Origin of the sequence: Citrobacter sp. JGM124, assembly GCF_018257795.1 — a bacterium.
Classification (GTDB): domain Bacteria; phylum Pseudomonadota; class Gammaproteobacteria; order Enterobacterales; family Enterobacteriaceae; genus JGM124.
Genome location: NZ_JAERJD010000008.1, coordinates 213,692 through 234,629, shown reverse-complemented (window position 1 = coordinate 234,629; position 20,938 = coordinate 213,692). Strand labels below are relative to the sequence as shown.

Here is a 20,938-nt window from a genome sequence, read left to right as displayed (position 1 = left end):
CATGTCACTCCGTATTGTTGAAACATTTTTAACAATGGTAAACATCATGAATAAAGTGTTTAAAGTCATCTGGAACGCCACTCTGGGAATCAAACGGGACAGCTATCCAGGGTGAAGGTGACAATAACGTTCAAACACGACTGGGGTTCCGTAGTTACCTGGAAGGACAGAGTGCCATTGATAAAGGCACAGGGCGAGAATTCCAGCCCTTCGTTGAATTAAACTGGATCCATAACACGCATGATTTCGCCACTCAAATGGATGGTGTCAGCATCCATCAGGATGGTGCCCGTAATCTGGGGGAGATCAAGACCGGTATTGACGGGAAAATAAGTTCACAGCTCAATCTCTGGGGGAATGTCGCCGTCCAAATTGGCGATAAAGGGTACAGTGATACCTCAGCAATGATAGGTGTGAAATATCACTTTAAATAACAAAAGGGGCAGTTCGCCACTGTGCTGCGATTGTTCGGCTCAGTCCCCTGCTCCCCCTTGATTATTCTCTTAATAAAGGGGGAACAACGAGGACAGTGTGGCGATCTTGCATTCAGAAAGCTGAACGTGATTTATGCATTAGGTGTTCACCATATTGCCATACAGGCGCTTGATGCCGTCAGTATCCGTTTCGCTGTAAACCCCCTGTAACTCCGGCGCGAAACCAGGCAGGCGATTAATCCCCTCTTCGAGTGCCAGAAAGTAGTTCAGTGCAGCACCGCCCCATCGTTCCCCTGGCACAACACACAGGACGCCAGGAGGATAAGGCAGGGCACCTTCAGCCGCAATACGTCCCTCGGCGTCTTTTAAACGAACCAGCTCCACATTGCCGCGGATAAACTCCCGGTTCGCATCCTGGGGGTTCATCACCATCTCCGGTAAACCTGCTTTACGGAACATCGCTTTTTGTAGCGCTTTAACATCAAAGCTCACGTAGAGGTCATGCATCTCCTGACAGATTTGGCGCAGTGTGTACCCCTTATAGCGCAGGGGATACTTGTGATAGATCGTCGGCAGTACGTCAACCAATGGCGTATCATTTTCAACGTGGTGCTCGAACTGTGCCAACATAGTGACCAGACTAGCCAGTTTTTCTCTACTCTCAGCCGGGGTTAACAGGAACAGGATAGAGTTGAGATCTGACTTTTCAGGAACAATACCGTTCTCCCGCAAATAGTGCGCCAGAATCGCGGCTGGAATGCCAAATTCAGTATAGGCACCATCTTCTGGGGATATGCCCGGTGTTGTCAGGAGTAGCTTACAAGGATCAACAAAGTATTCATCCCGGGCATAGCCCTCAAAGCCATGCCATGAGGCGTCAGGTTCAAAGCTAAAGAAGGCCCGATCCCTGGCGATCACCTCATCAGGATAATCCTGCCATGGCTGCTCATACACCACCGGAGGAATAAAGGGTTTTATCATTTTACACTGGGCAATTATCGCCTTACGCGCCTCAATGCCTTGCGACACACACTCTGCCCATAAGCGGCGGCCACTCTCACCCTGATGAATTTTCGCGTTGACATCCAGTGCGGCAAACAGTGGATAAAATGGACTGGTCGAGGCATGCAGCATAAAAGCATTGTTCAGACGTTTATGAGGACAAAAACGCGCCTGCCCACGGATATGATTATCCTTTTTATGGATCTGCGAGGTTTGTGAGAATCCAGCCTGTTGCTTATGTACTGACTGAGTCACAAAAATACCGGGATCTTCAGGCCCCAGCTCCAGAAGGAGTGGTGAACAGTCTGCCATCACAGGAATAAATTGCTCGTATCCAACCCAGGCCGAGTCAAACAGAATGTAGTCACAGAGGTGACCAATGCTATCAACCACCTGGCGCGCGTTGTACACAGTGCCGTCATAGGTACCAAGCTGGATCACCGCCAGTCTGAAAGGACGTGCTTCCTCTGCCCGATCTGGCGCGACCTCCGCCACCAGGCCACGCAAGTATTGATCATCAAAGCAGTGGGCATCAATACCACCAATAAAACCAAAGGGATTACGGGTTGCTTCTAAGTAAACAGGGGTGGCTCCCGCCTGAATTAATGCACCATGATGATTAGATTTGTGATTATTACGATCAAACAGCACCAGATCACCGCGGGTCAACAGTGCATTGGTGACCACTTTATTCGCCCCGGAAGTACCATTCAGGACAAAATAGGTTTTATCCGCGTTAAATACTTTGGCTGCAAATTTCTGTGCATGTTTAGCGGACCCTTCATGGATCAGTAAATCGCCTAATTTCACATCCGCATTGCACATATCAGCACGGAAAATATTCTCGCCGAAAAAATCATAAAACTGTCGCCCGGCTGGATGCTTCTTAAAAAATTCACCATGCTGATGCCCCGGACAGGCAAAAGTGGTGTTATCCATTGCCACATATTGCGTCAGGGTTTTGAAAAAGGGAGGCAGCAGTTGCTCTTCATACTCGCAAGCGGCCCTTTCCATTGTCAGGTAGTCCTCGGCCTGCCCGGTGATAACCCCCGTCACTTCGGGTAAATCATCTGTCGCTGTTTCCGTAAAGATAAATACTGGCAGATGAAACCCTGTTCGTTTTAGTAACGTCAGGATCCCACTCTGGCTATCGGCAACAGAAACGACAACCGCTGCTACATCCGTAAAATCCGTATCAGCAAGCACCACAACTTCACGATGCGTTAAGAGCGAACCAGCAATGCTATGGCTGGCAGCAATTTTAAGTGACTTCATAAGCACAAATCCCCGTGGTCAAGGATGAGTGAGTGCCCAAAGGGCACGGCAAAGGGAGTACTCCCCGACGAAAGCGTCTTGAAAGTCTTGAGAGGTAAATCCACTCCGACCGTCAGACATCAGTAAAATCAGGTCATCCTGAGTTTACTGATATCCTACAGTGAGCCAGCGTTGCCCTTACCTCATAATGAAATAAAGGCTTCGATCAGGCATTGGCCTACAAGCGGGCACGCCCCCAAAGAATGGGGAGAGAGGTATATAAACATCAAGGTGCCCCGTGGTGCCCAGCCAGCAACGGATAGAAAAATTCGCGCAATAATCGCACCTTCTGCCCCGTGGTTCAACATTCCTGCGAATAGCTTATTCTGCCATCAGAAGCCAAAAGATAAATGGTAGGATACCGGTATCAGACTAATCTGCAGACAGGTGGATTTATCGGCATTATGCTCAAGAACCCTGCAACAAATAGCCTGCCCGCCCCCTATTTGCCGTAAAGTTAATCAAACGCACCATTCTTGAAGAAATTTCGTTGACGGCAGATACAGATTACGGTTTAATGCGCCCCGTTGCCCGGATAGCTCAGTCGGTAGAGCAGGGGATTGAAAATCCCCGTGTCCTTGGTTCGATTCCGAGTCCGGGCACCACTATTTAGAAAAACCAGCCTACGGGCTGGTTTTTTGCTTTCTGGGGTTCCGGTAGATATCTGGTCATTAAAACACGTTATTTGGCCTGAATTTATCGCCGACTTTCGCAGGTTCTCGTTACTTTTATTTCCCCCCCCCCAAATACCCTCTACGTACCTTTCACTCGCTTCACTACTATTTTTTTTCCATTCCTGACTGAATATAGTGATGCAAAATCACGGGGAAACGGGATATTGGCATTTTACCTTTATCTTCCGGCCCTGAACGGATTCTGTCGCGGAAAAACCTGACAACCCCCCCCCACTGTTCATATGGGGCTCTTAACCAGGCCGTCTACTCGAACACAACGCTCATTTATAACAGATACAGAAAAGGTGCTGATATCTTGAAACTGGATGATCTGGCGGCGTACTTTGAAGAAACGCGCGGTATAGCAGCACCTGTAGTATCTGCCCGGCAGATTCTGGTTTGCTTGTGTATTAACACACTTATCCGGTCATATTGGCGACTGAAGCCGTAATCAGTTTGATTAATGCTTCCTCGTTCAAGTCTGCTTCGGCCAAATTTTGGCGCATCGCTGTTTATTGGTCATGCTTAAGTGTTGTACCTGGTTGTCATTTCTACCACTACACTGAAGGGTATCTATTTATTTGATTTACTAAAATACTTCGGGCACCTGGTTTCTGTATTTCCTAAAGGTTAGCCGCTTCATTTTTCAACCACCGTTGTAACAGTTTCCCATCCGGCGTCATTTCGCTGTCCTGGCGAACACATAAGTAATAATCTCGCCCGTCCTCTATTGGCAGATCGAAAATCTTTACCACATCGCCATTATCAAGATAGGGTTTTATGAGCGGTTCACGCATCAGAGCACAGCCTAATCCTGCCTGTACTCCCGCAAGTGTCAACAAACCATCTTCAAAGAGAGGACCGCTACGAGGGGGCGTTCGCCTTACTCCTTGCTGCATAAACCATTGGTGCCAAGTCGTTCTCTCTTCATCATGTAATAAAGGCATTTGCAGCAGTTGCTCCGGCGTATCGATATGACCATGCAATCGCAAAAAATGGCTACTGCATACTGGCACCATTCTTCCGGATATCAGCATTTCACTCTGGTATCCGGCCCACGTTCCATTACCGAAACGGATCGACATATCCGAAACATCACTTAAATAGTTGCGATGATTGGCATACACCACATTAATTTCAATATACGGATTCGAGTTCATGAATATAGGCAGGCGAGGAATAAACCATCCCATACCAAGAAGTGGAATCAGGCTAATCGTGACCTGCCGGGTCTGGGCTTGATCCACCAGATGTTCCGTCGCTTGACGCAAAACAGTAAATGCCGCGCGAATGGAACGATAGTATTCACGGCCCTGTTGACTTAAAACCAGCCGTCTTCCATTCCGCTCAGTAAGAGCGATTTGCAGATATTCCTCAAGTGATTTGAGCTGATGACTGACTGCGGACGGTGAAATCGACAGTTCCCTTGCGGCCTGCGTGACACTTCCCAGCCGAGCAATAGCTTCAAAGGCTCGAACCGCCCGGAGTGGTGGATCGTTGCAAAGACCACCATCTTTTAGTAACCCCGGACCTGTAGAATGTTCTGTTTTATTCATATATTGATTTCCTTAGAAATTAAACCAACCTCAACAAAAACAAAAAACCATATATATCAATGAATTGTTAAAACACACATTTATTATAAGCAATAATTTATGTGTATTTTACAAATTTATTCAATTATCGGATGGTATCCACCGAAAGAGCAATTTGTCGGGTACAAACGTTGGACACACTCATACAACAACTAATAAACGGTGTGATGCTGGGCAGCATCTACGCACTTATCGCACTGGGCTATACCATGGTGTATGGTATTTTACGTATTATTAACTTCGCTCATGGCGATATCCTGATGGTTGGTGCGCTCACTACGCTTTCCGCCATCAATACCCTCAATCATACCTTCCCTGCTATGCCACTGTTACTGCAACTCGGTGTAGCGCTGCTTATTGCTATGGCTGTCTGTGCCTTGCTGGCAATGGCGGTAGAACGTTTTGCCTATCGCAGGCTGCGTAATGCTCCACGACTGGCTCCGTTGATCTCCGGGATCGGTGTTTCCGTATTACTGCAAACCGTGGCGATGATAATCTGGGGTCGCAACCCATTAATGTTCCCGCAGATCCTGTCGATGGACCCCATTGCAGTGACCTCTGGCGACGAAACCCATCCCCCCGCGATTATCACTATTACCGGCATTGTCACCGTCGGGCTGGCGCTGGCGGTCATGATTGGTCTGTGGCTACTGGTTGAATACACTCGCCTTGGTCGTGGTATGCGTGCAGTGGCAGAGAACCCACGAGCAGCTACGTTGATGGGCGTTAACCCAAACGCCATCATTACCCTGACATTTGCTATCGGCGGCATTTTTGCAGCGCTGGCCGGCGTGATGATGGCGAGCAACTACGGCAATGCAAGCTTCTCAATGGGCTTTCTGCCCGGAATTAAAGCGTTCACCGCTGCCGTACTTGGTGGTATTGGCAATATTCGCGGCGCGATGATCGGCGGGATTTTGCTGGGCATCATAGAAGCACTGGGTGCAGGCTACCTCGGTGAACTCACTAACGGAGTCTTTGGCAGTAATTACCAGGACGTATTTGCCTTCATCGTGCTGATCCTTGTGCTGGTATTCCGTCCGGCGGGTTTGTTGGGCGAGCGCATAGCGCACAGAGCGTAAGGGAAAATCAATGACAACCGCACAACTACAAGTCCCAGCCGCAACACACAAATTCTGGTCAGGCATGACCTTGTTCTGTATCGCATTGCTGATTGCTCCCGTCATAGCCAGCCAGCTTGGCGGTAACTACTGGGTCCGCGTGATCGACTTCGCCCTGCTCTACATCATGCTGGCACTGGGGCTTAATATCGTCGTGGGCTATACCGGCCTGCTGGATATGGGGTTTATTGCCTTTTATGCCGTCGGGGCTTATCTGGCTGCTCTGCTGGCCTCTCCCCATCTGTCTGAGGTGTTCCCAATCCTCACCGTCTGGTTTCCGGACGGGTTACATACCTCGTATCTGTTAATCATTCCTGCTGCGGCACTGGTCGCTGCCATATGCGGCATTTTACTTGGTGCACCAACGCTGAAACTGCGCGGGGATTACCTGGCAATTGTTACGCTTGGTTTTGGCGAGATTATCCGCATTCTGATGCGCAACCTTGATCGCCCGGTGAATATAACCAACGGTGCAAAAGGCATCACCGGGGTGGATACACTTAACCTGTTTGGCCTGAAGTTCAGCGGTGTTTATCACTGGTTCGGCTTTAAAGTGCCCGCATTGTGGTTGTGGTACTACCTGCTGATGCTGGTCATTGTGGTGATCATTTTTGTCTGCTTACGCCTTCAACACTCACGTATCGGTCGCGCCTGGCACGCGATTCGTGAAGATGAAGACGTGGCCCGCGCGATGGGCATTAACGTGCGCAACTATAAGCTGCTGGCTTTTGCTATAGGCGCCTCATTTGGCGGTGTCGCTGGCGCACTGTTTGGTGCCTTTCAGGGATTTGTCTCCCCGGAATCCTTCACCCTGCAAGAGTCCATTGCCGTACTGGCGATGGTGGTGCTGGGCGGTATGGGTCATATCCCCGGGGTGATTCTTGGTGCGGTGCTCCTGGTCGCATTACCGGAACTACTCCGCAGCCAGGCTGCCCCTGTCCAACAGATGCTGTTCGGCACAGTGCTGATTGACCCGGAAATTTTGCGTCAGCTCTTCTACGGCCTTGCACTGGTGCTGGTGATGCTGGTTCGCCCATCCGGTATCTGGCCTGTTCGCCACAAAGGGGTGAAAGCATGAGCCTGTTAACCGTGAGTAATATGTCCAAACGCTTTGGCGGCCTGACCGCCGTGGACGATGTTTCACTTTCCATTAATAAAGGCGAGATCTACGGCCTGATCGGCCCCAACGGGGCCGGAAAAACCACCTGTTTTAATCTGATTACCGGACTTTACCCGGCAGACAAAGGGGCGTTTTTTATTGCCGACCAACCCTATAACCCAAAACAGATAGAGAAAGTCACCGCTGCCGGAATTGCACGAACGTTTCAAAACGTGCGTCTGTTCAACGAAATGTCGGTACTGGAAAACGTAATGATCGGCCGCCACGTTCGTACCCGTAATGGGCTATGGGCTGCACTGAGCCGCCATAAACGAGCCCGTGAGGAAGAAGCGCAAACTCGCGAACAGGCCTGGCACTGGCTGGAATACACAGACATCGCAAAGTTTGCCCATTACCGCGCCAGTGATCTGGCCTACGGCCACCAGCGTCGCCTTGAGATCGCCCGCGCATTGGCTACCGATCCGCTGCTTCTGGCACTTGACGAACCTGCAGCAGGGATGAATGCCGCCGAGAAGGTCGCGCTTGGTGAGTTGTTAATCCGTATTCGTGAAGACGGCAAAACCCTGCTGATGATCGAGCACGACGTCAAGCTCGTGATGAACATCTGCGACCGCCTGACGGTGCTCGACTATGGCAAAACGCTGGCCTGCGGCACGCCGGATAGCGTGCGTCGCGACCCGGCAGTTATCGCAGCCTGGCTTGGGGGCAATAAGCATGTCTGAATTACTGAAGGTGGAACACCTGGATGTGCATTACGGCGGTATTCAGGCCGTTCGCGACATCTCCTTTACCTTGCATGAGGGTGAACAAGCCACATTGATTGGCGCCAACGGTGCGGGTAAAAGCTCCACTGTGCGTGCCATCACCGGGCTGGAAAATTTTAACGGCAACATTGAATTCAATGGTAAAGCCGTTGGCAAACAAAAACCGGAGGCGCTGCTGCGCAACGGGCTGGTAATGGTGCCGGAAGGTCGCGGCATCTTTGCCCGCATGACGGTTCTTGAAAATTTGCAGATGGGAACATGGTTAAGGCGTGACACCACCAACGTTAAGCGTGAAATGGCAGAGATTTTTGAGCGTTTCCCGCGTCTTGGTGAACGCCAGCACCAGCTTGCAGGACTACTTTCTGGCGGTGAACAGCAACTACTGGCGCTCAACCGCGCTTTACTGAGCCGTCCGCGGTTACTGATCCTCGACGAGCCTTCTATGGGGTTAGCCCCGAAGATGGTGGAAAATATTTTTACCGTGATCGCAGGTCTGCGCGCACGCGGCGTCGCCCTGCTGCTCATTGAACAAAACGCCCGACTGGCCTTGGAAGTAACCGACAGCGCCTGGGTGATGGACAGCGGCAGCATTGTGCATCACGGCGAGTCGAAAGCGATGCTTAATGACGATCAAATAGTACAAATTTATTTAGGCGAAATGCCTGTTTAACACTCTCACCAACAGCAGGGAAAAACGATGAAAACAGTAAAAATCAGTGCAATCAGCGCCGCTATTCTGCTCAGTAGTTTTGCCTCGACAGGTGCATGGTCAGCGGAAAGCGAAACCGTGTCTATCGGTCTTGCAGGCCCGCTTACTGGCCCGTCTGCACGTATTGGTAAAGATCTGGAGAATGGCGCCCAACTCGCGATTGATGATATCAACAAGCAACACCCGACCATCGGTGGTAAAGCGGTGACTTTCAGACTGCAATCTGAGGACGATCAGTCCGACCCGCGCACTGCCGTGGCTGTGGCGCAGCGTCTGGTTGATAGCGATGTGGCGGGCGTTGTCGGCCACTGGAATACCGGCACCAGTATTCCGGCGGCACGCGTTTATCACGATGCGGGTATCGCCCAGGTCGCGCCTGTTGCCACCGGTCACGCCTACACCAAACAGGGCTTTGATACCAGCTTCCGTGTGATGGGCCATGATGATGACGGTGGCCAGCTTGCCGGTCAGTACGCGGTGAATACCCTGAAGGCAAAACGTATTGCCGTAATTGACGACCGTACCGCATTCGGTCAGGGGCTGGCTGACGAGTTTATAAAGTCACTTGAAGCGCAGGGCGTGCAAATTGTTGACCGCCAGTACATTGACGATAAAACCGTGGACTTCAGCGCCGTGCTAACCGCCATTCGTAGCAAAAATGCTGATCTGATCTTCTTCGGTGGCGTGGATAGCCAAGCCGCGCCGCTGGCACGTCGTATCAAACAGCTGGGTATGAACGCCACGCTGATGGGCGCAGGCGGCTTCGTCAGCCAGACGTTCCTGCAACTGGCCCAGAAAGAAGGTGAGGGCGTCGTGGCACTGGAACCTGGTCTGCCGGTTGAGCAGATGCCAGGTGGTAAGGCATTCGAGCAAGAGTATCAGTCTCGCTACCACACCCATATTGAACTTCATGCCCCATTCGCCTATGACGCCACCCGTGTTCTGGTTGCCGCGATAGAAAAAGCCGACTCTGTCGATCCGTCTAAATATCTGCCGGTTCTGCACGCAATAAACTATTCCGGTGTTACCGGGCAGATCGCTTTTGATAATGAAGGCAACCTGAAATCGCCGTCTTTCACCGTCTACAAAGTCGTGGATGGCAAATGGCAACCGCAAACTGTGCTGGGCGGCGCCAAAACGAAGTAACGCAGTGAGGCAATGTGATGAGTGATAATAATGAGCTGGGCATTCTCGCCCGCCGCAAAATAGAAGCAGAGATTATTAAACCAATCTATGAAATCCTGGTACGCGAGATAGGGAAAACCCGCGCCCAGGCGGTCATTGGCGAAGCCATTGAACAGGCGGCGATCGATGCCGGCAAAGAATTTGCGAGCAAGGAGTCGAATGGCGCAGACGTAAAGAGCTTTATCGCCCTGCAATACCTGTGGGAGAAGGATAATGCGCTGGATGTCAAAGTGATCAACGCCGACGACAGGCAGTACGACTATAACGTCACCCGCTGCCGTTATGCAGAGATGTACCACGAGATGGGGCTCGGTGAGATTGGTCACCTGCTCTCCTGCGCCCGCGATGAGAAATTTATCGTCGGCTACGCGCCCGATGTGGAGCTGACCCGTACGACTACCATTATGCAGGGTGGCGCATGTTGTGACTTTCGCTATCGCTCCAAAAAGGATGACGTATGATCCGAGTGAATACAGAGCGTTTATGGTCGACGCTTGAAATGATGGCGAAAATCGGCAACACCCCAGCCGGTGGCGTCACCCGACTGGCATTAAGCAATGAAGATCGCCTCGCCCGTGATTTACTACGCGACTGGGCACAGGAAGCCGGATTTCGCTGCGAAATCGATAGCATGGGCAACATGTTTATTTTCCGCGCCGGTAGAAACTCACAGCTTGCGCCGGTGATGACCGGTTCACACGTTGATTCTCAGCCGCTGGGCGGGCGATATGACGGAATTTACGGTGTACTTGCCGGGCTGGAAGTACTGCGTACATTGAATGATCACAACATTGAAACCGAACGCGATATTGTTCTGGTCAACTGGACCAATGAAGAAGGTGCGCGCTTCGCGCCAGCAATGCTCGCCTCCGGTGTCTGGAGTGGGCAGTTCACACAACAATACGCGTGGACGCGTGAAGATCAGGACGGAATCAGCGTCGGTGAGGCGCTTGAGACCATCGGTTATCGTGGCGAACAGCCCGCCGTCGCCTTCCCTGTCCACACCTGTTACGAGGTACATATTGAGCAGGGCCCGATTCTCGAAGAAGAAGGTATTGATATCGGCCTGGTACATGCCGCGATGGGCCAGCGCTGGTTCAACGTTGTCATCCGGGGATTTGCCGCCCATGCGGGCACCACGCCAATGGCCAGCCGCCGCGATGCGTTGACCACTTTCGCCCGTCTGGCGCTCGCAGTGGAAGACATTGGTAATCAGCACGAACCGGACGGCAGAGCAACAGTTGGCATGGCACAGATTTCACCGGGGTCGCGTAACGTAGTACCAGGGGAGGTACAATGCAGCGTGGAGTTTCGTCATCCACAGGCTGACACCCTTCAGGCTATGGAAACAGCGCTTCGCAAGGCGGCGACCGATCTGAATCAGCAAGGTATTCATCTCGATGTGGAGCGTATCTTCGATTATCCCCCCATCGCATTTGACGAGCGCAGCCTGCAGCGCAGCACAGAAGCGGCCCGGGCGCTGGGGTACAGCAGCAAACGGATGGTATCCGGTGCCGGTCATGATACCTGTTATATCAGCAAAATCGCGCCCGCCAGCATGATTTTTATCCCCTGCGAAAAAGGCATCAGCCATAACGAAGCAGAAAATATTCAGCCAGCATGGGCAGAAAAAGGCGCGAACGTTCTGCTGCACAGCATCATGTCTGCCGCGCTTGAATAACAAACTGGATAGACATGTTTAAAGCATAAATCTATCCAATTGCCATTGTTGCCCTCAGCCACAAACATCGGCTTGCACATGCTGCATGAACACTTGCATATCAGTGTTCATGCAGCAAGCCAGAGATGAAAACGCCGTCTCAAACAGATGTTGCTGATATCAGCCTTGAATGCCGGGCATTAGCCCGGCATTCTGCTGCGGTTGTTGCTGACTACTTTCGTATTGATCAGTTATAGGTTTGATGGCCCACCATCGTTACTCAGAATACGTCAGAATGGCCTGATGCCCATTTTGGGATAGCCGTTAATATCCCACCACCGCACTTGGCTTCAAAAGGCGGAGTTTGCGTGGCGGCTAACGGAAGACGCACCTGTCGCCCGGGATTGAAATCAGGCAGTTGCATCCGATCTCCACTCATGGTTATCTCGTTTCTGCTGGTGAGCGTCACGACATCAAGCACTGAATTTCTTACCTGCTCATAACACTGAAAGAGGCACGAGAAATCAAAGAACGCTGGATGATTGAAATATGAAGTCTGAAAAAATCATGCCCGGGAAAAGCCTTCCCGAGACAGGTTCATACCCCGCTTTATTAACCATCAGAACCTCAGTCATAGACTGATCAGGACAGTGTGAATCTTGTCATTATTTCAATAGGTAAAAACGTGTGGGAAACAAGCGCACTACCTTTTTGTAACTCGCTTAATTTATCAACAGTTTCCAGTAACAGCCGGGGCATGTTCTGTGAAAGGATATAATCGATTTTCTCATCCATGATGAGTTTTTCGGTTACACAATTGACCTCATGCGTGATGATAACAGGCCGTACAGGGCTCTTAAACTCGTCCAGTGCAGCGGCCGCACTCAAAATGAGTAAGCACCCTGAAAATACGGTTATTTCCTGACGACCGGATCAGGCGTAACGCAGGGGCTGGCATTGAATGATCCGCCCGTCCCTGTACGAAGTACGCTGTTTAGCCCACAGGCTGAAAACCGGGGTACCATTTGCATTGGCAACGCGAGTTAAACAGATCAATAGTCGGTTTCCGTGATCCATCAACCCGGTAAGGATCATGAAATATCTGCCATCACTTGCGCTTGCTCCAACAGGGAGCAGTGCTGGTTTGCAGGCCATTCAAATTTTAAATCACTTATCTCACCCTGATGGATGACGAAACAGGTAAGCAACCACTAGTCAGTAAGTAGCTGATTCAGTAAGTTGCGGCTTTCATTGAGTGCTTCAACCTGATGTTCAATCAGGGAAAGTTGTTCGCGTATTTTTATTTTCAGGGCATCACAGGGTGCCGTTCCGGCGCGAACACATGTTAATAACCCACGAACGGCGGACAGTGTAAAGCCCGCACGGTTAAGGAGCAGTATACGTTTAACCACCTCAATATCTTCCCCAGTGAACCGGCGATAGCCTGCCTCGGTTCGAGTCGGATGCAGTAACCCTGCATTCTCATAATAGCGTAGCATCCGGATACTCACACCCGTCACTGCGGCCAATTTACCAATCTGCATCCCTTTCCCCTTGACCCTGACATTGCTGTCAGAGTGTATGATTTGAACCTCTCAAATGAAAGGAGCGACGGTATGCTAAAGCTGATTATGTGTGTAAAAAGACAATCGCATTTAACACGGGAAGAGTTTGATCATTACTGGCGTCATAATCACGCCTCACTGGTTGCAAAACATTCCAGGACTCTCGGTATTCGACGATATATACAGACGGTTCCTCATGCTGATACGGCGTTACAAGCAGCACTTCAGCAAACAAGAAACGCGGCGATCGTGGATTTCGACGGGTGTGCTGAACTCTGGTGGGATGATCTGGAATCACATCTTTCGGCCCGAAAGACCGCAGAAGGCCTGAACGCCCTTCGGGAACTTATTGACGATGAAAACAGGTTTGTGGATTTGGAGCAGTCGCAACTCTGGTACGGTGAGGAACGAAATGTAATTTCTGAGTGAACACGCCCACAGAAAAAGCTATTTTTAAGGGCATTTGCCGGGACATTATTGCGTTATGATCACAAAGAGGGGAAACATGACTTTCCTCTCATTGCCAGCAGGATGCGGGATCTCCGTCATGTGATGTGTTCCACCATAACGTCTGAAAATCATCATCGACTCTGCCACCATACGATAAAAGCGATGCAAATAGAGTAATTAATCAACGAGCCTTCTTTTCCCCCGACTTTTAATGATTAACACAGCCCCAAAATTGATTCCCGGCATTATTTGCGCTGAAGATTTCTTGTCCACATTTCCCCACTGAGCACCGGTATAATAATCGGGACGATCCAGGATCTGTGCAGTAATAATCTTATGAAAAGTCGGGGTTATTAAATTATTTCACATATACCGATGTAAAATATCACTATCCCGCTGACCCTAAGCACCTAAAATTAATCATAACACAATGAAAATAAAGATATAAAATAAGACTGGTGAAATTTAGCACCAGGAGCCAGAGCTCGTCCCCCCGCCACCAATAGTATAAAATAAGGTTGTTTTTTACTTCGATACTCAATAACTCCATATTCTAGTCAATTTGCAATAACCTTTTAACAAACCGTTATGTTTTTCCCTATATATCGTGCATATACCGAAAGAACTGAGTCAGAAAATAACCCTGATTAATGATGTAACGCACAGAATAATAGACCATCTGATTATTTATAAGACTATTCCCATCATCGGTATTGCGATTGCTAATAATTATCATTACCGCTTTTTCTCAATCCTCAGGATCACTCATGTCTATGCACTATTGCTACTCTCGGCTGGCCGTCGGTATATTTGCTGCTCTGTCCTCAGCAACTGCCTTCGCCCAAACGGATACAAATACCGATACTCTCGTTGTTACCGCTTCTGGTTATGCCCAGTCACTACGTGACGTTCCCGCGAGCGTCACCGTGGTACCCAAAGAAGAGCTTCAGAATAAGCCCATACACGACTTGGCAGATGCAGTAAAAAATGTTGAAGGTGTCAGTATTGTCGGCAGTGCTAATAAACAAGACATTAATATCCGTGGGTTACCAGGAGAATACACACTGATTCTGGTCGATGGACGTCGTCAGAATAGCCGTGAATCTCGCCCTAACGGTAGCGGGGGTTTTGAATCAGGCTTTATGCCACCAGTTGAAGCCATTGAACGTATTGAAGTTATTCGTGGACCTATGTCCTCACTCTATGGTTCTGATGCCATGGGTGGGGTAATCAATATTATTACCAAGAAACCCACTAATGACTGGCACGGCAGCCTCTCTATGGGAGGCACCCTGCAAGAGAACCCTAACAGCGGTAACTACGCTGACAGCAACTTTTACCTTGCCGGACCACTGATTCAAAATAAACTTGGGTTACAGATATACGGGGGCGGGAATTATCGTCAGGAGGATAAAATTGTTGAAGGCCATAATGGTCGCGACAATAAAAATCTCACCACAACGCTGACATTTACCCCAACCGATAAGCAAACCTTTGTCGTGGAAGCGGGCCGAACCACCCAGGAACGTACCTCTACCCCTGGTAAGTCCATGGCGGAATACACCATCCGCGGTACCAACAAACAGGCCAATACCAAGACTGAGTTGCACAATGATCGTAACCACTATTCCTTAAGCTACAAAGGTGACTGGGATTCACTGATCACCGAACTGAGCGTCTACCAGGAAAACACCAAGCGCACCACAAAGTCGGTTCCCAAAGGTGCGGCGCCTGACGACTTAGTCTATGAAGCCCGCGTGCCTGAAATTACCAATACCGTGGTTGATGGCAGTGTGGTAGCCCTGCTGCCTTCCAACACGCTGACCGCAGGGGGACAATTCCAGCATTCAAAACTGAAGGATACTTCAGCAACCGGTAAAAGCACCACTGAAGATGCCACGCTGCGTGCGGAGCAGTATGCCTTCTTCCTCGAGAATGAGTTCACCGCAACGGATGACTTGCTGTTAACCGGTGGGTTACGACTCGATCACCACGAATATTATGGCAACCACCTCAATCCACGCGGCTATGCTATTTACCACCTGACAGATGAAATCACTTTAAAAGGTGGGGTGTCTCAAGCCTTCCGCGCCCCAACGCTGCGTGAAATCAGCCCGACATACGGCACCTCCACTGGTGGCGGTGCGGGGATCATCTACGGTAATCGCGATCTGAAACCAGAAAAAAGCGTCAACGAAGAAATTGGTATTGCCTATGACCACGCCTCAGGTTTCAGTGCAAGCCTGACGTTATACAACACTGACTTCAAAAATAAGCTTACCAGCTATAGCCTGGGTGAAAATGATCCCGTGACGGGACTGGAACTCTACAAATATGCGAATGTGGGTAAGGCCAATATTAAAGGGGTAGAGGTGGCAACCAACATCCCTCTGGCTGATGCCTGGAACCTCAGCATGAACTACAGCTATACTGATTCAAAGCGTAAAAGCGATGATGAAAAGCTGTCCAACGGCATTTCGCTGCAGGGCTATGCCCTGGATAAAACCCCCAAACATTCGGCAAACGCTAAACTCGACTGGCAGTATAACGAGGATCTAAACTTGTATACCCGTGCCCACTATGAAGGTGAACAAGTTTGGGCTGCCCAGCGTAATGGCTCCACGGTTCCACGCTATCGTAGCGGTTACACCACTGTTGACGTCGGTTTAACTTACCAAGTATTGAAAAATACCAAACTTAATTTGGCGGTGCTTAACGTCGGTAATGAAAAAGGACCAAGCATCGATACCAATGGCGGAAACTGGGATGTGGAAGATGGTCGCCGTTACTGGGGTAACGTCACCGTTAGCTTCTAATAGCCAGCATTGGCGATATCCTTTTTAACACCTGTAATAAGCCGACTGGGGAAGGCAACCAATGCCTCACCCAGTCGCTTTTCTCAGACCGGGTTAATCAGGTCTTCCTGTTTAACTTATCCGTAACGGCGTTTCACACGTAATCTAACCACGACAGTGATACATCATGATTAACAAATGCCTATTCTCAGGGCTGTTACTTTCCATCTCGATGGCAGCCTCAGCACGTCCTTCACAGACAATGCCAAGTATCGATCCTGATGCAGGACAATTTTTTCATCTGGATACTCACGATGTCCCCCCTGCCGATAGCCATGAAGGGAAGCAGTTTCGCCTCTATAGTGCCGTTCCTTTGGGTATATCCTCGCCAAGACCGGTTCTTTATATGCTCGACGGTAACGGAATGTTTCCCCTGATGGTCAACCTGGCTATCCGTAAGCTACCCGCAGAGAGAATGCCTGTCATTATTGGGATTGGTTACGCTTCAGATGAAGCCTTTCCCAAGAAATGGCGTGATTATGATTACACTCCCCACGTATCTGACCCGGATTTTGCCTATGGCGGCGGCGCAGAACAACTCTACACGCTGCTTGAGAGTAAGATAAAACCTTGGGTTGCGGCTAATTACCCCATAGATGAGAACCGACAAACGCTCTTCGGACACTCCTTTGGGGGCCTGTTCACCTTGATGGCTTATCAAAACCATCCTGAATCTTTCCAGGCTTTTGTCGCTGCCAGCCCGTCGCTCTGGTGGGGAAAAGGAGAAATGATCAATCTGCCCCTGATGACTGAACGCCAGGCTGCAGCGTCATTATTCGTCACGCAAGGGGGGGCAGAGGAAAAACCCAACTTGGAGAAAATGGACGAGAAACAATTGGCCCGTTACCATTCTCGCACCAGTTGGATTCAGCCCAGGGCACTGTGCAGTGCGTTGGAAGCAAGTCACCATTCGTGTCAGTTCACGCTTTACCCGGGGAAAAATCACGGAAGCGTGATCCCGGATGCACTGGATAAAGCCCTGGACGTTGCAGCCTTGCCCGATACGTTATAATACCCGGTTGATTCCTTCTTTCTGCCAGAATGGCCGCATCATGCCTTTCCATGACGTGATGCGTCTTAAATTTAAATCACCGATTAATGTTAATGGGTATATTTTACTTCAGGATTAGGGACATAGAATTGATTACAGGCAGCAGGATCACGCCTGTTACCTGTATATGCGTTATATTGTCAGAGCCATTGAGTATGGATGCTCAGAACCCAATATTCAGTCTCAGCTGTGCTCCATTATCATTCGATCCATTGCCGTACTGGCCACTGTAAGACAATGAAAGATCGGCATTATCAGTCAGTTTTTTGCCAATCCCCGCTTCAACGCGTGCGCTATTTTCAGCCAATCGCGTACCAATGATGCTATGGTTATCCGCCCCGCTGAAACGCAAACGTGCGGTAGGATCCGTGTCACCAAAAGCATGCCGCCAGCCCACACTGCTATTCACCGTCCATGGACGTGCCTGGCTACCAAAACTACGCTCCAGACGAACACCGAGGGTAGAAAAAGTGGTCTCCATTTTGAGTGACTCACCACTCAGTGCCGCAGCCCCCCCTTTTTCATTGAAGCCATCCATTTTACTGGAAACATGTGCTAATCCCACAAACGGCTCAACGGTCACGATATCAGTGGCAAACTTCATACGAGCCTCACCAAAGACTTGCAACGTTCTGCTATCCAAATCAGCAGATAACTTCTCATTTAACGAGCCCACTGTCACATTACGCTTCGCGGTGACATCTCCCCAGCTTCCGACCGTACCAAAGGTCAGTCCCAGTTGGTTATAGGTATAGTTGGCATAAGCACCAAGCTGGTAATTATCAACATCAGCAGAGAAATCACGGTCATTTACGTCGAAATCACCTTTACTGGCACCACCGAAAACACCGAGCTGCATATTATCAGACAGGGTGCCATTCGCACCGAGCAGAAAACCATGCTGACGATAAGCCGTATTCGCAGTCCCACTCGCACCATCTGCGGTCTGACGTCCACCATAGACATTGAGCCAGACGTTTTTATCATGCGTCGCACGAGCCTGTTCTGTGGCCATATCACTGACCGTTAATGCACCGCGAGTCATGGCCCCTGCAAGAGAGGCATAGCCCTCGCCTGACAACGCATCAAAAGCGTACTGTGGCGCACCTTTGTCAAGCATTGCGATGGCGTTATACACCGCATTGCCAGAACCTAACAATTCAACAGCACTGGCGGTTGAAACCTGGTTAGCGGTAGTGGCAGCAGAGGCAAATGCAACATCATTACGTACGAGTTGCATAGTAACGGCATTCGCCGTGTAGCCAAGATTAGCATCGAGGAAAGCATAACGGCTGGTCACGTCGCCGAAGGTACCCGATATCCCCTTATCAGCCGTCAGAATGGTGTAAGTTGAGGCAATGCGATAATCCCCATTCTGGCCAATATGCAACACAGAGGCATTACCCAGCGTGGCAGTTCCCGCTACAGCAACAAGATCACTGCTATTGGTCTCTGGATCCACTTCAACTTGATACATAGCGCCGTTTTCCAGCGTCAGATCTCCTTTTACATTCAGAGTTCCAATCGAGTTACCTGGTGCCAGTATACTGCCATTAGCAACAGTCAAATTGCCCAACGTACCATTACCTGAAAGGGTTGCCCCATCAGTCACGGTCATTGTCCCCCCCAGTACACCATTCACTGAAAGTGTGCCATTTGCGACTTGTGTCGTTCCCGTGAAGGCTGTGCCATTACCGGTATAGGTCAGCCTGGCGGCCCCATCTTTACGCAAGATTCCGTTGCCTGAAATCTCATTAGCCAGCACATCATCACTATAAATATCAAAGGCTAATGTTGCGTTATTAGCAATAGCACCGGTGCCAAATGCCTGACCATTCGTTCCTACCAGCGTCCCGTCTGAGACCGTGGTTCCGCCACTCCAGCTGTTACGGCCTGCCAGAGTGAGCTGACCGCTACCTGACTTAGTCAGTGAGCCTGTACCCGCAATATCATTCAACCACAGATCCGCCGCAGAAAGCCCTCCCTTTTCAGCATTCATGTCGACAGTCACATTGCTGTTAAATGCGCCATAACCATTTGCCGCTTTCAATAAGTTCAAACGGTCATAGCCCATGCCATTATCCATCACACCACCTGATGCGCTTGATGTGGTCGCTAAAATATCACGAAGCTGTTCGGTGGAAAGATAAGGGTAACGTGTTTCAATCAGCACCTCTGCATTTTGCGGAACAACCGCAGCAGCCTGGGTATCACCAATAGGTGCGAAGGTATTTTCAAATGTATATTTGGCGTACAGCGACTTATCTATTTGATACTGGGCGTAGGCTGCCTCTGCATCCCGACCGTTGGTATAGCAACCACTGATAGTGCCCCCACATTTTTCCGCGAAGAAGTCTCTGGCTTGCTCATAAGCTTCTGCACGCAATTCAGGGTTAGCAACAAGGGCCTGAATGGCATAATAAGTGGCATGCATCCGACCACCAATCACATCCAGCGGTGAGTGGATACCTGTCACGACGCGACTATAACCAATCTCCCCTGCCCGAAGGATCAGGTCTGAATATTGTTGTGGAACCGCATAGGCCAGGCCGAAGGCTGAAAGATAGGCCGCATTCGTATGTCCGCTTGGAAAACCACCATCACCACTTCCTGTTGCTGGTACTCGGGCAACCAAGGAACGTTGCAGCACCCAGCTAAGATCTTCCCCGTCCAGCGTTTGACGGAACGGGCGCGGATAGTTATAGGCATTTTTGGCCGGTGTGGTCGATCCGGGATAACGTACCGCACTGACCAGTTCTACGACTTTACCCAGGCCATTATCTGTTGAACCCAAACCATTGCCGCCATCGCTCACACGACCGCTATATGCACTTTCTGGAATACCCTTAACCGTAGTGAAAGCACCAGTTTCTGTTTTCAGGATATCAGCTAACGGGCCAAGGCCTGCGATAACCGCATAGTTAGCATCCTGTGTATCGAATTCAAAAGCAGCAATTTCTTGTTCTTCCTTACGGACACTGGCTATGTCAATGACTGTCTGAACATTCTGTCGTAGTACCACTTTGCCAAGCTCAGTGGGGGTGCCGTTATCCCATGCGGTACCCGCAGTCCAAAGTTTGTTATAACCAGAAAGTACATCTATCGCTGAGGTGGGCTCTGCAGCCAGCGTGGTGAAACTCATGGGTATCAATGAAGCGATCGTCGTTGCCAATAGTGCTTTCGAGGGAAATGCCATGTGTGTTGTGCCTTTTCTTTTTTGTATCAGAATATTTCGTGCGGCAGTGTAATGGCTAAAAATGACTGATTTGTGACACCGATGTGAATATCAGAGAGTGACAGGAATAGCAGAAAGAACTTGATTAAAAAATGAAAACTAACGACTTCGTTGTAAATCGGGCATTGAGAAAATTAACTAATCCTTTTAATTCACTACTCACCACCCTAATATAAAATGAAAGTATTACAGCAATATAACATC

The 20,938-nt window shown here is 49.8% G+C and carries 16 protein-coding genes and 1 tRNA gene; 12 read left to right on the top strand and 5 right to left on the bottom strand.

All coding sequences use genetic code 11. The features are described 5' to 3' along the window. Positions 1–50: 50 nt before the first annotated feature. A complete protein-coding gene (locus JK154_RS13065) occupies positions 51–434 on the top strand; it encodes an autotransporter outer membrane beta-barrel domain-containing protein (RefSeq protein ID WP_211993048.1) in 384 nt (127 codons plus the stop codon). Between the two features lie 138 nt (positions 435–572). Here JK154_RS13065 and JK154_RS13060 read toward each other — a convergent pair whose 3' ends face one another. Beyond that, the gene (locus tag JK154_RS13060) at positions 573–2,711 is read right to left on the bottom strand and encodes an ornithine decarboxylase (RefSeq protein WP_211992981.1); all 2,139 of its coding nucleotides are present in this window, start codon (positions 2,709–2,711) and stop codon (positions 573–575) included. Positions 2,712–3,279: 568 nt separating this feature from the next. Here JK154_RS13060 and JK154_RS13055 point away from each other — a divergent pair. Continuing rightward, positions 3,280–3,355: transfer RNA gene (locus JK154_RS13055), tRNA-Phe, on the top strand. 692 nt (positions 3,356–4,047) lie between these two features. Here the strand turns inward: JK154_RS13055 and JK154_RS13050 are convergent. Then, positions 4,048–4,980, bottom strand: a complete 933-nt coding sequence (locus tag JK154_RS13050) for a LysR substrate-binding domain-containing protein (RefSeq protein WP_211992980.1) — start codon at positions 4,978–4,980, stop codon at positions 4,048–4,050. Positions 4,981–5,150: 170 nt separating this feature from the next. On the opposite strand from JK154_RS13050, the gene JK154_RS13045 reads away from it, so the two are divergent. Genes JK154_RS13045 through JK154_RS13015 form a run of 7 tightly spaced genes read left to right on the top strand, consistent with a single transcriptional unit; the run spans position 5,151 to position 11,599 of the window. Next, positions 5,151–6,101 carry a branched-chain amino acid ABC transporter permease gene (locus JK154_RS13045; RefSeq protein WP_211992979.1) on the top strand — a complete coding sequence of 317 codons (951 nt, stop codon included), beginning with the start codon at positions 5,151–5,153 and terminating at the stop codon, positions 6,099–6,101. A gap of 10 nt (positions 6,102–6,111) precedes the next feature. After that, the gene (locus JK154_RS13040) at positions 6,112–7,218 is read left to right on the top strand and encodes an ABC transporter ATP-binding protein (protein WP_211992978.1); all 1,107 of its coding nucleotides are present in this window, start codon (positions 6,112–6,114) and stop codon (positions 7,216–7,218) included. Beyond that, positions 7,215–7,982, top strand: coding sequence for an ABC transporter ATP-binding protein (locus JK154_RS13035; protein ID WP_211992977.1), 768 nt, complete (start codon positions 7,215–7,217; stop codon positions 7,980–7,982). The genes JK154_RS13040 and JK154_RS13035 overlap by 4 nt, the downstream gene beginning before the upstream one ends. Further along, a complete protein-coding gene (locus tag JK154_RS13030) occupies positions 7,975–8,694 on the top strand; it encodes an ABC transporter ATP-binding protein (RefSeq protein WP_211992976.1) in 720 nt (239 codons plus the stop codon). The genes JK154_RS13035 and JK154_RS13030 overlap by 8 nt, the downstream gene beginning before the upstream one ends. 27 nt (positions 8,695–8,721) lie before the next feature. Then, complete coding sequence (locus JK154_RS13025; protein ID WP_211992975.1) at positions 8,722–9,879, top strand: branched-chain amino acid ABC transporter substrate-binding protein; 1,158 nt, start codon at positions 8,722–8,724, stop codon at positions 9,877–9,879. A 17-nt stretch (positions 9,880–9,896) separates the two neighbouring features. Beyond that, positions 9,897–10,379 carry an L-2-amino-thiazoline-4-carboxylic acid hydrolase gene (locus JK154_RS13020; protein WP_211992974.1) on the top strand — a complete coding sequence of 161 codons (483 nt, stop codon included), beginning with the start codon at positions 9,897–9,899 and terminating at the stop codon, positions 10,377–10,379. After that, positions 10,376–11,599: a Zn-dependent hydrolase gene (locus JK154_RS13015; protein ID WP_211992973.1), complete on the top strand. Its 1,224-nt coding sequence runs from the start codon at positions 10,376–10,378 to the stop codon at positions 11,597–11,599. Before JK154_RS13020 ends, JK154_RS13015 begins: the two co-directional genes overlap by 4 nt. Positions 11,600–11,858: 259 nt before the next feature. On the opposite strand, the gene JK154_RS13010 is transcribed toward JK154_RS13015, so the two are convergent. Both JK154_RS13010 and JK154_RS13005 read right to left on the bottom strand, forming a co-directional pair. Beyond that, positions 11,859–12,002, bottom strand: a complete 144-nt coding sequence (locus JK154_RS13010) for a hypothetical protein (protein WP_211992972.1) — start codon at positions 12,000–12,002, stop codon at positions 11,859–11,861. 787 nt (positions 12,003–12,789) lie between these two features. After that, positions 12,790–13,122, bottom strand: a complete 333-nt coding sequence (locus tag JK154_RS13005) for a MerR family transcriptional regulator (RefSeq protein ID WP_211992971.1) — start codon at positions 13,120–13,122, stop codon at positions 12,790–12,792. A 72-nt stretch (positions 13,123–13,194) separates the two neighbouring features. Here JK154_RS13005 and JK154_RS13000 point away from each other — a divergent pair, with 72 nt between their 5' ends. The 3 genes from JK154_RS13000 (at position 13,195) to JK154_RS12990 (ending at position 17,460) form a co-directional block, all read left to right on the top strand. Then, positions 13,195–13,572, top strand: coding sequence for an EthD domain-containing protein (locus JK154_RS13000; protein ID WP_211992970.1), 378 nt, complete (start codon positions 13,195–13,197; stop codon positions 13,570–13,572). A 788-nt stretch (positions 13,573–14,360) separates the two neighbouring features. Further along, on the top strand, positions 14,361–16,409 hold the full coding sequence (locus JK154_RS12995; protein ID WP_211992969.1) for a TonB-dependent receptor: 2,049 nt from the start codon (positions 14,361–14,363) through the stop codon (positions 16,407–16,409). A 166-nt stretch (positions 16,410–16,575) separates the two neighbouring features. Further along, positions 16,576–17,460, top strand: coding sequence for an alpha/beta hydrolase-fold protein (locus JK154_RS12990; RefSeq protein ID WP_211992968.1), 885 nt, complete (start codon positions 16,576–16,578; stop codon positions 17,458–17,460). 202 nt (positions 17,461–17,662) lie between these two features. Here the strand turns inward: JK154_RS12990 and JK154_RS12985 are convergent, their stop codons facing one another. Further along, the gene (locus tag JK154_RS12985; RefSeq protein ID WP_211992967.1) at positions 17,663–20,695 is read right to left on the bottom strand and encodes an autotransporter domain-containing protein; all 3,033 of its coding nucleotides are present in this window, start codon (positions 20,693–20,695) and stop codon (positions 17,663–17,665) included. Positions 20,696–20,938 lie beyond the last annotated feature (243 nt).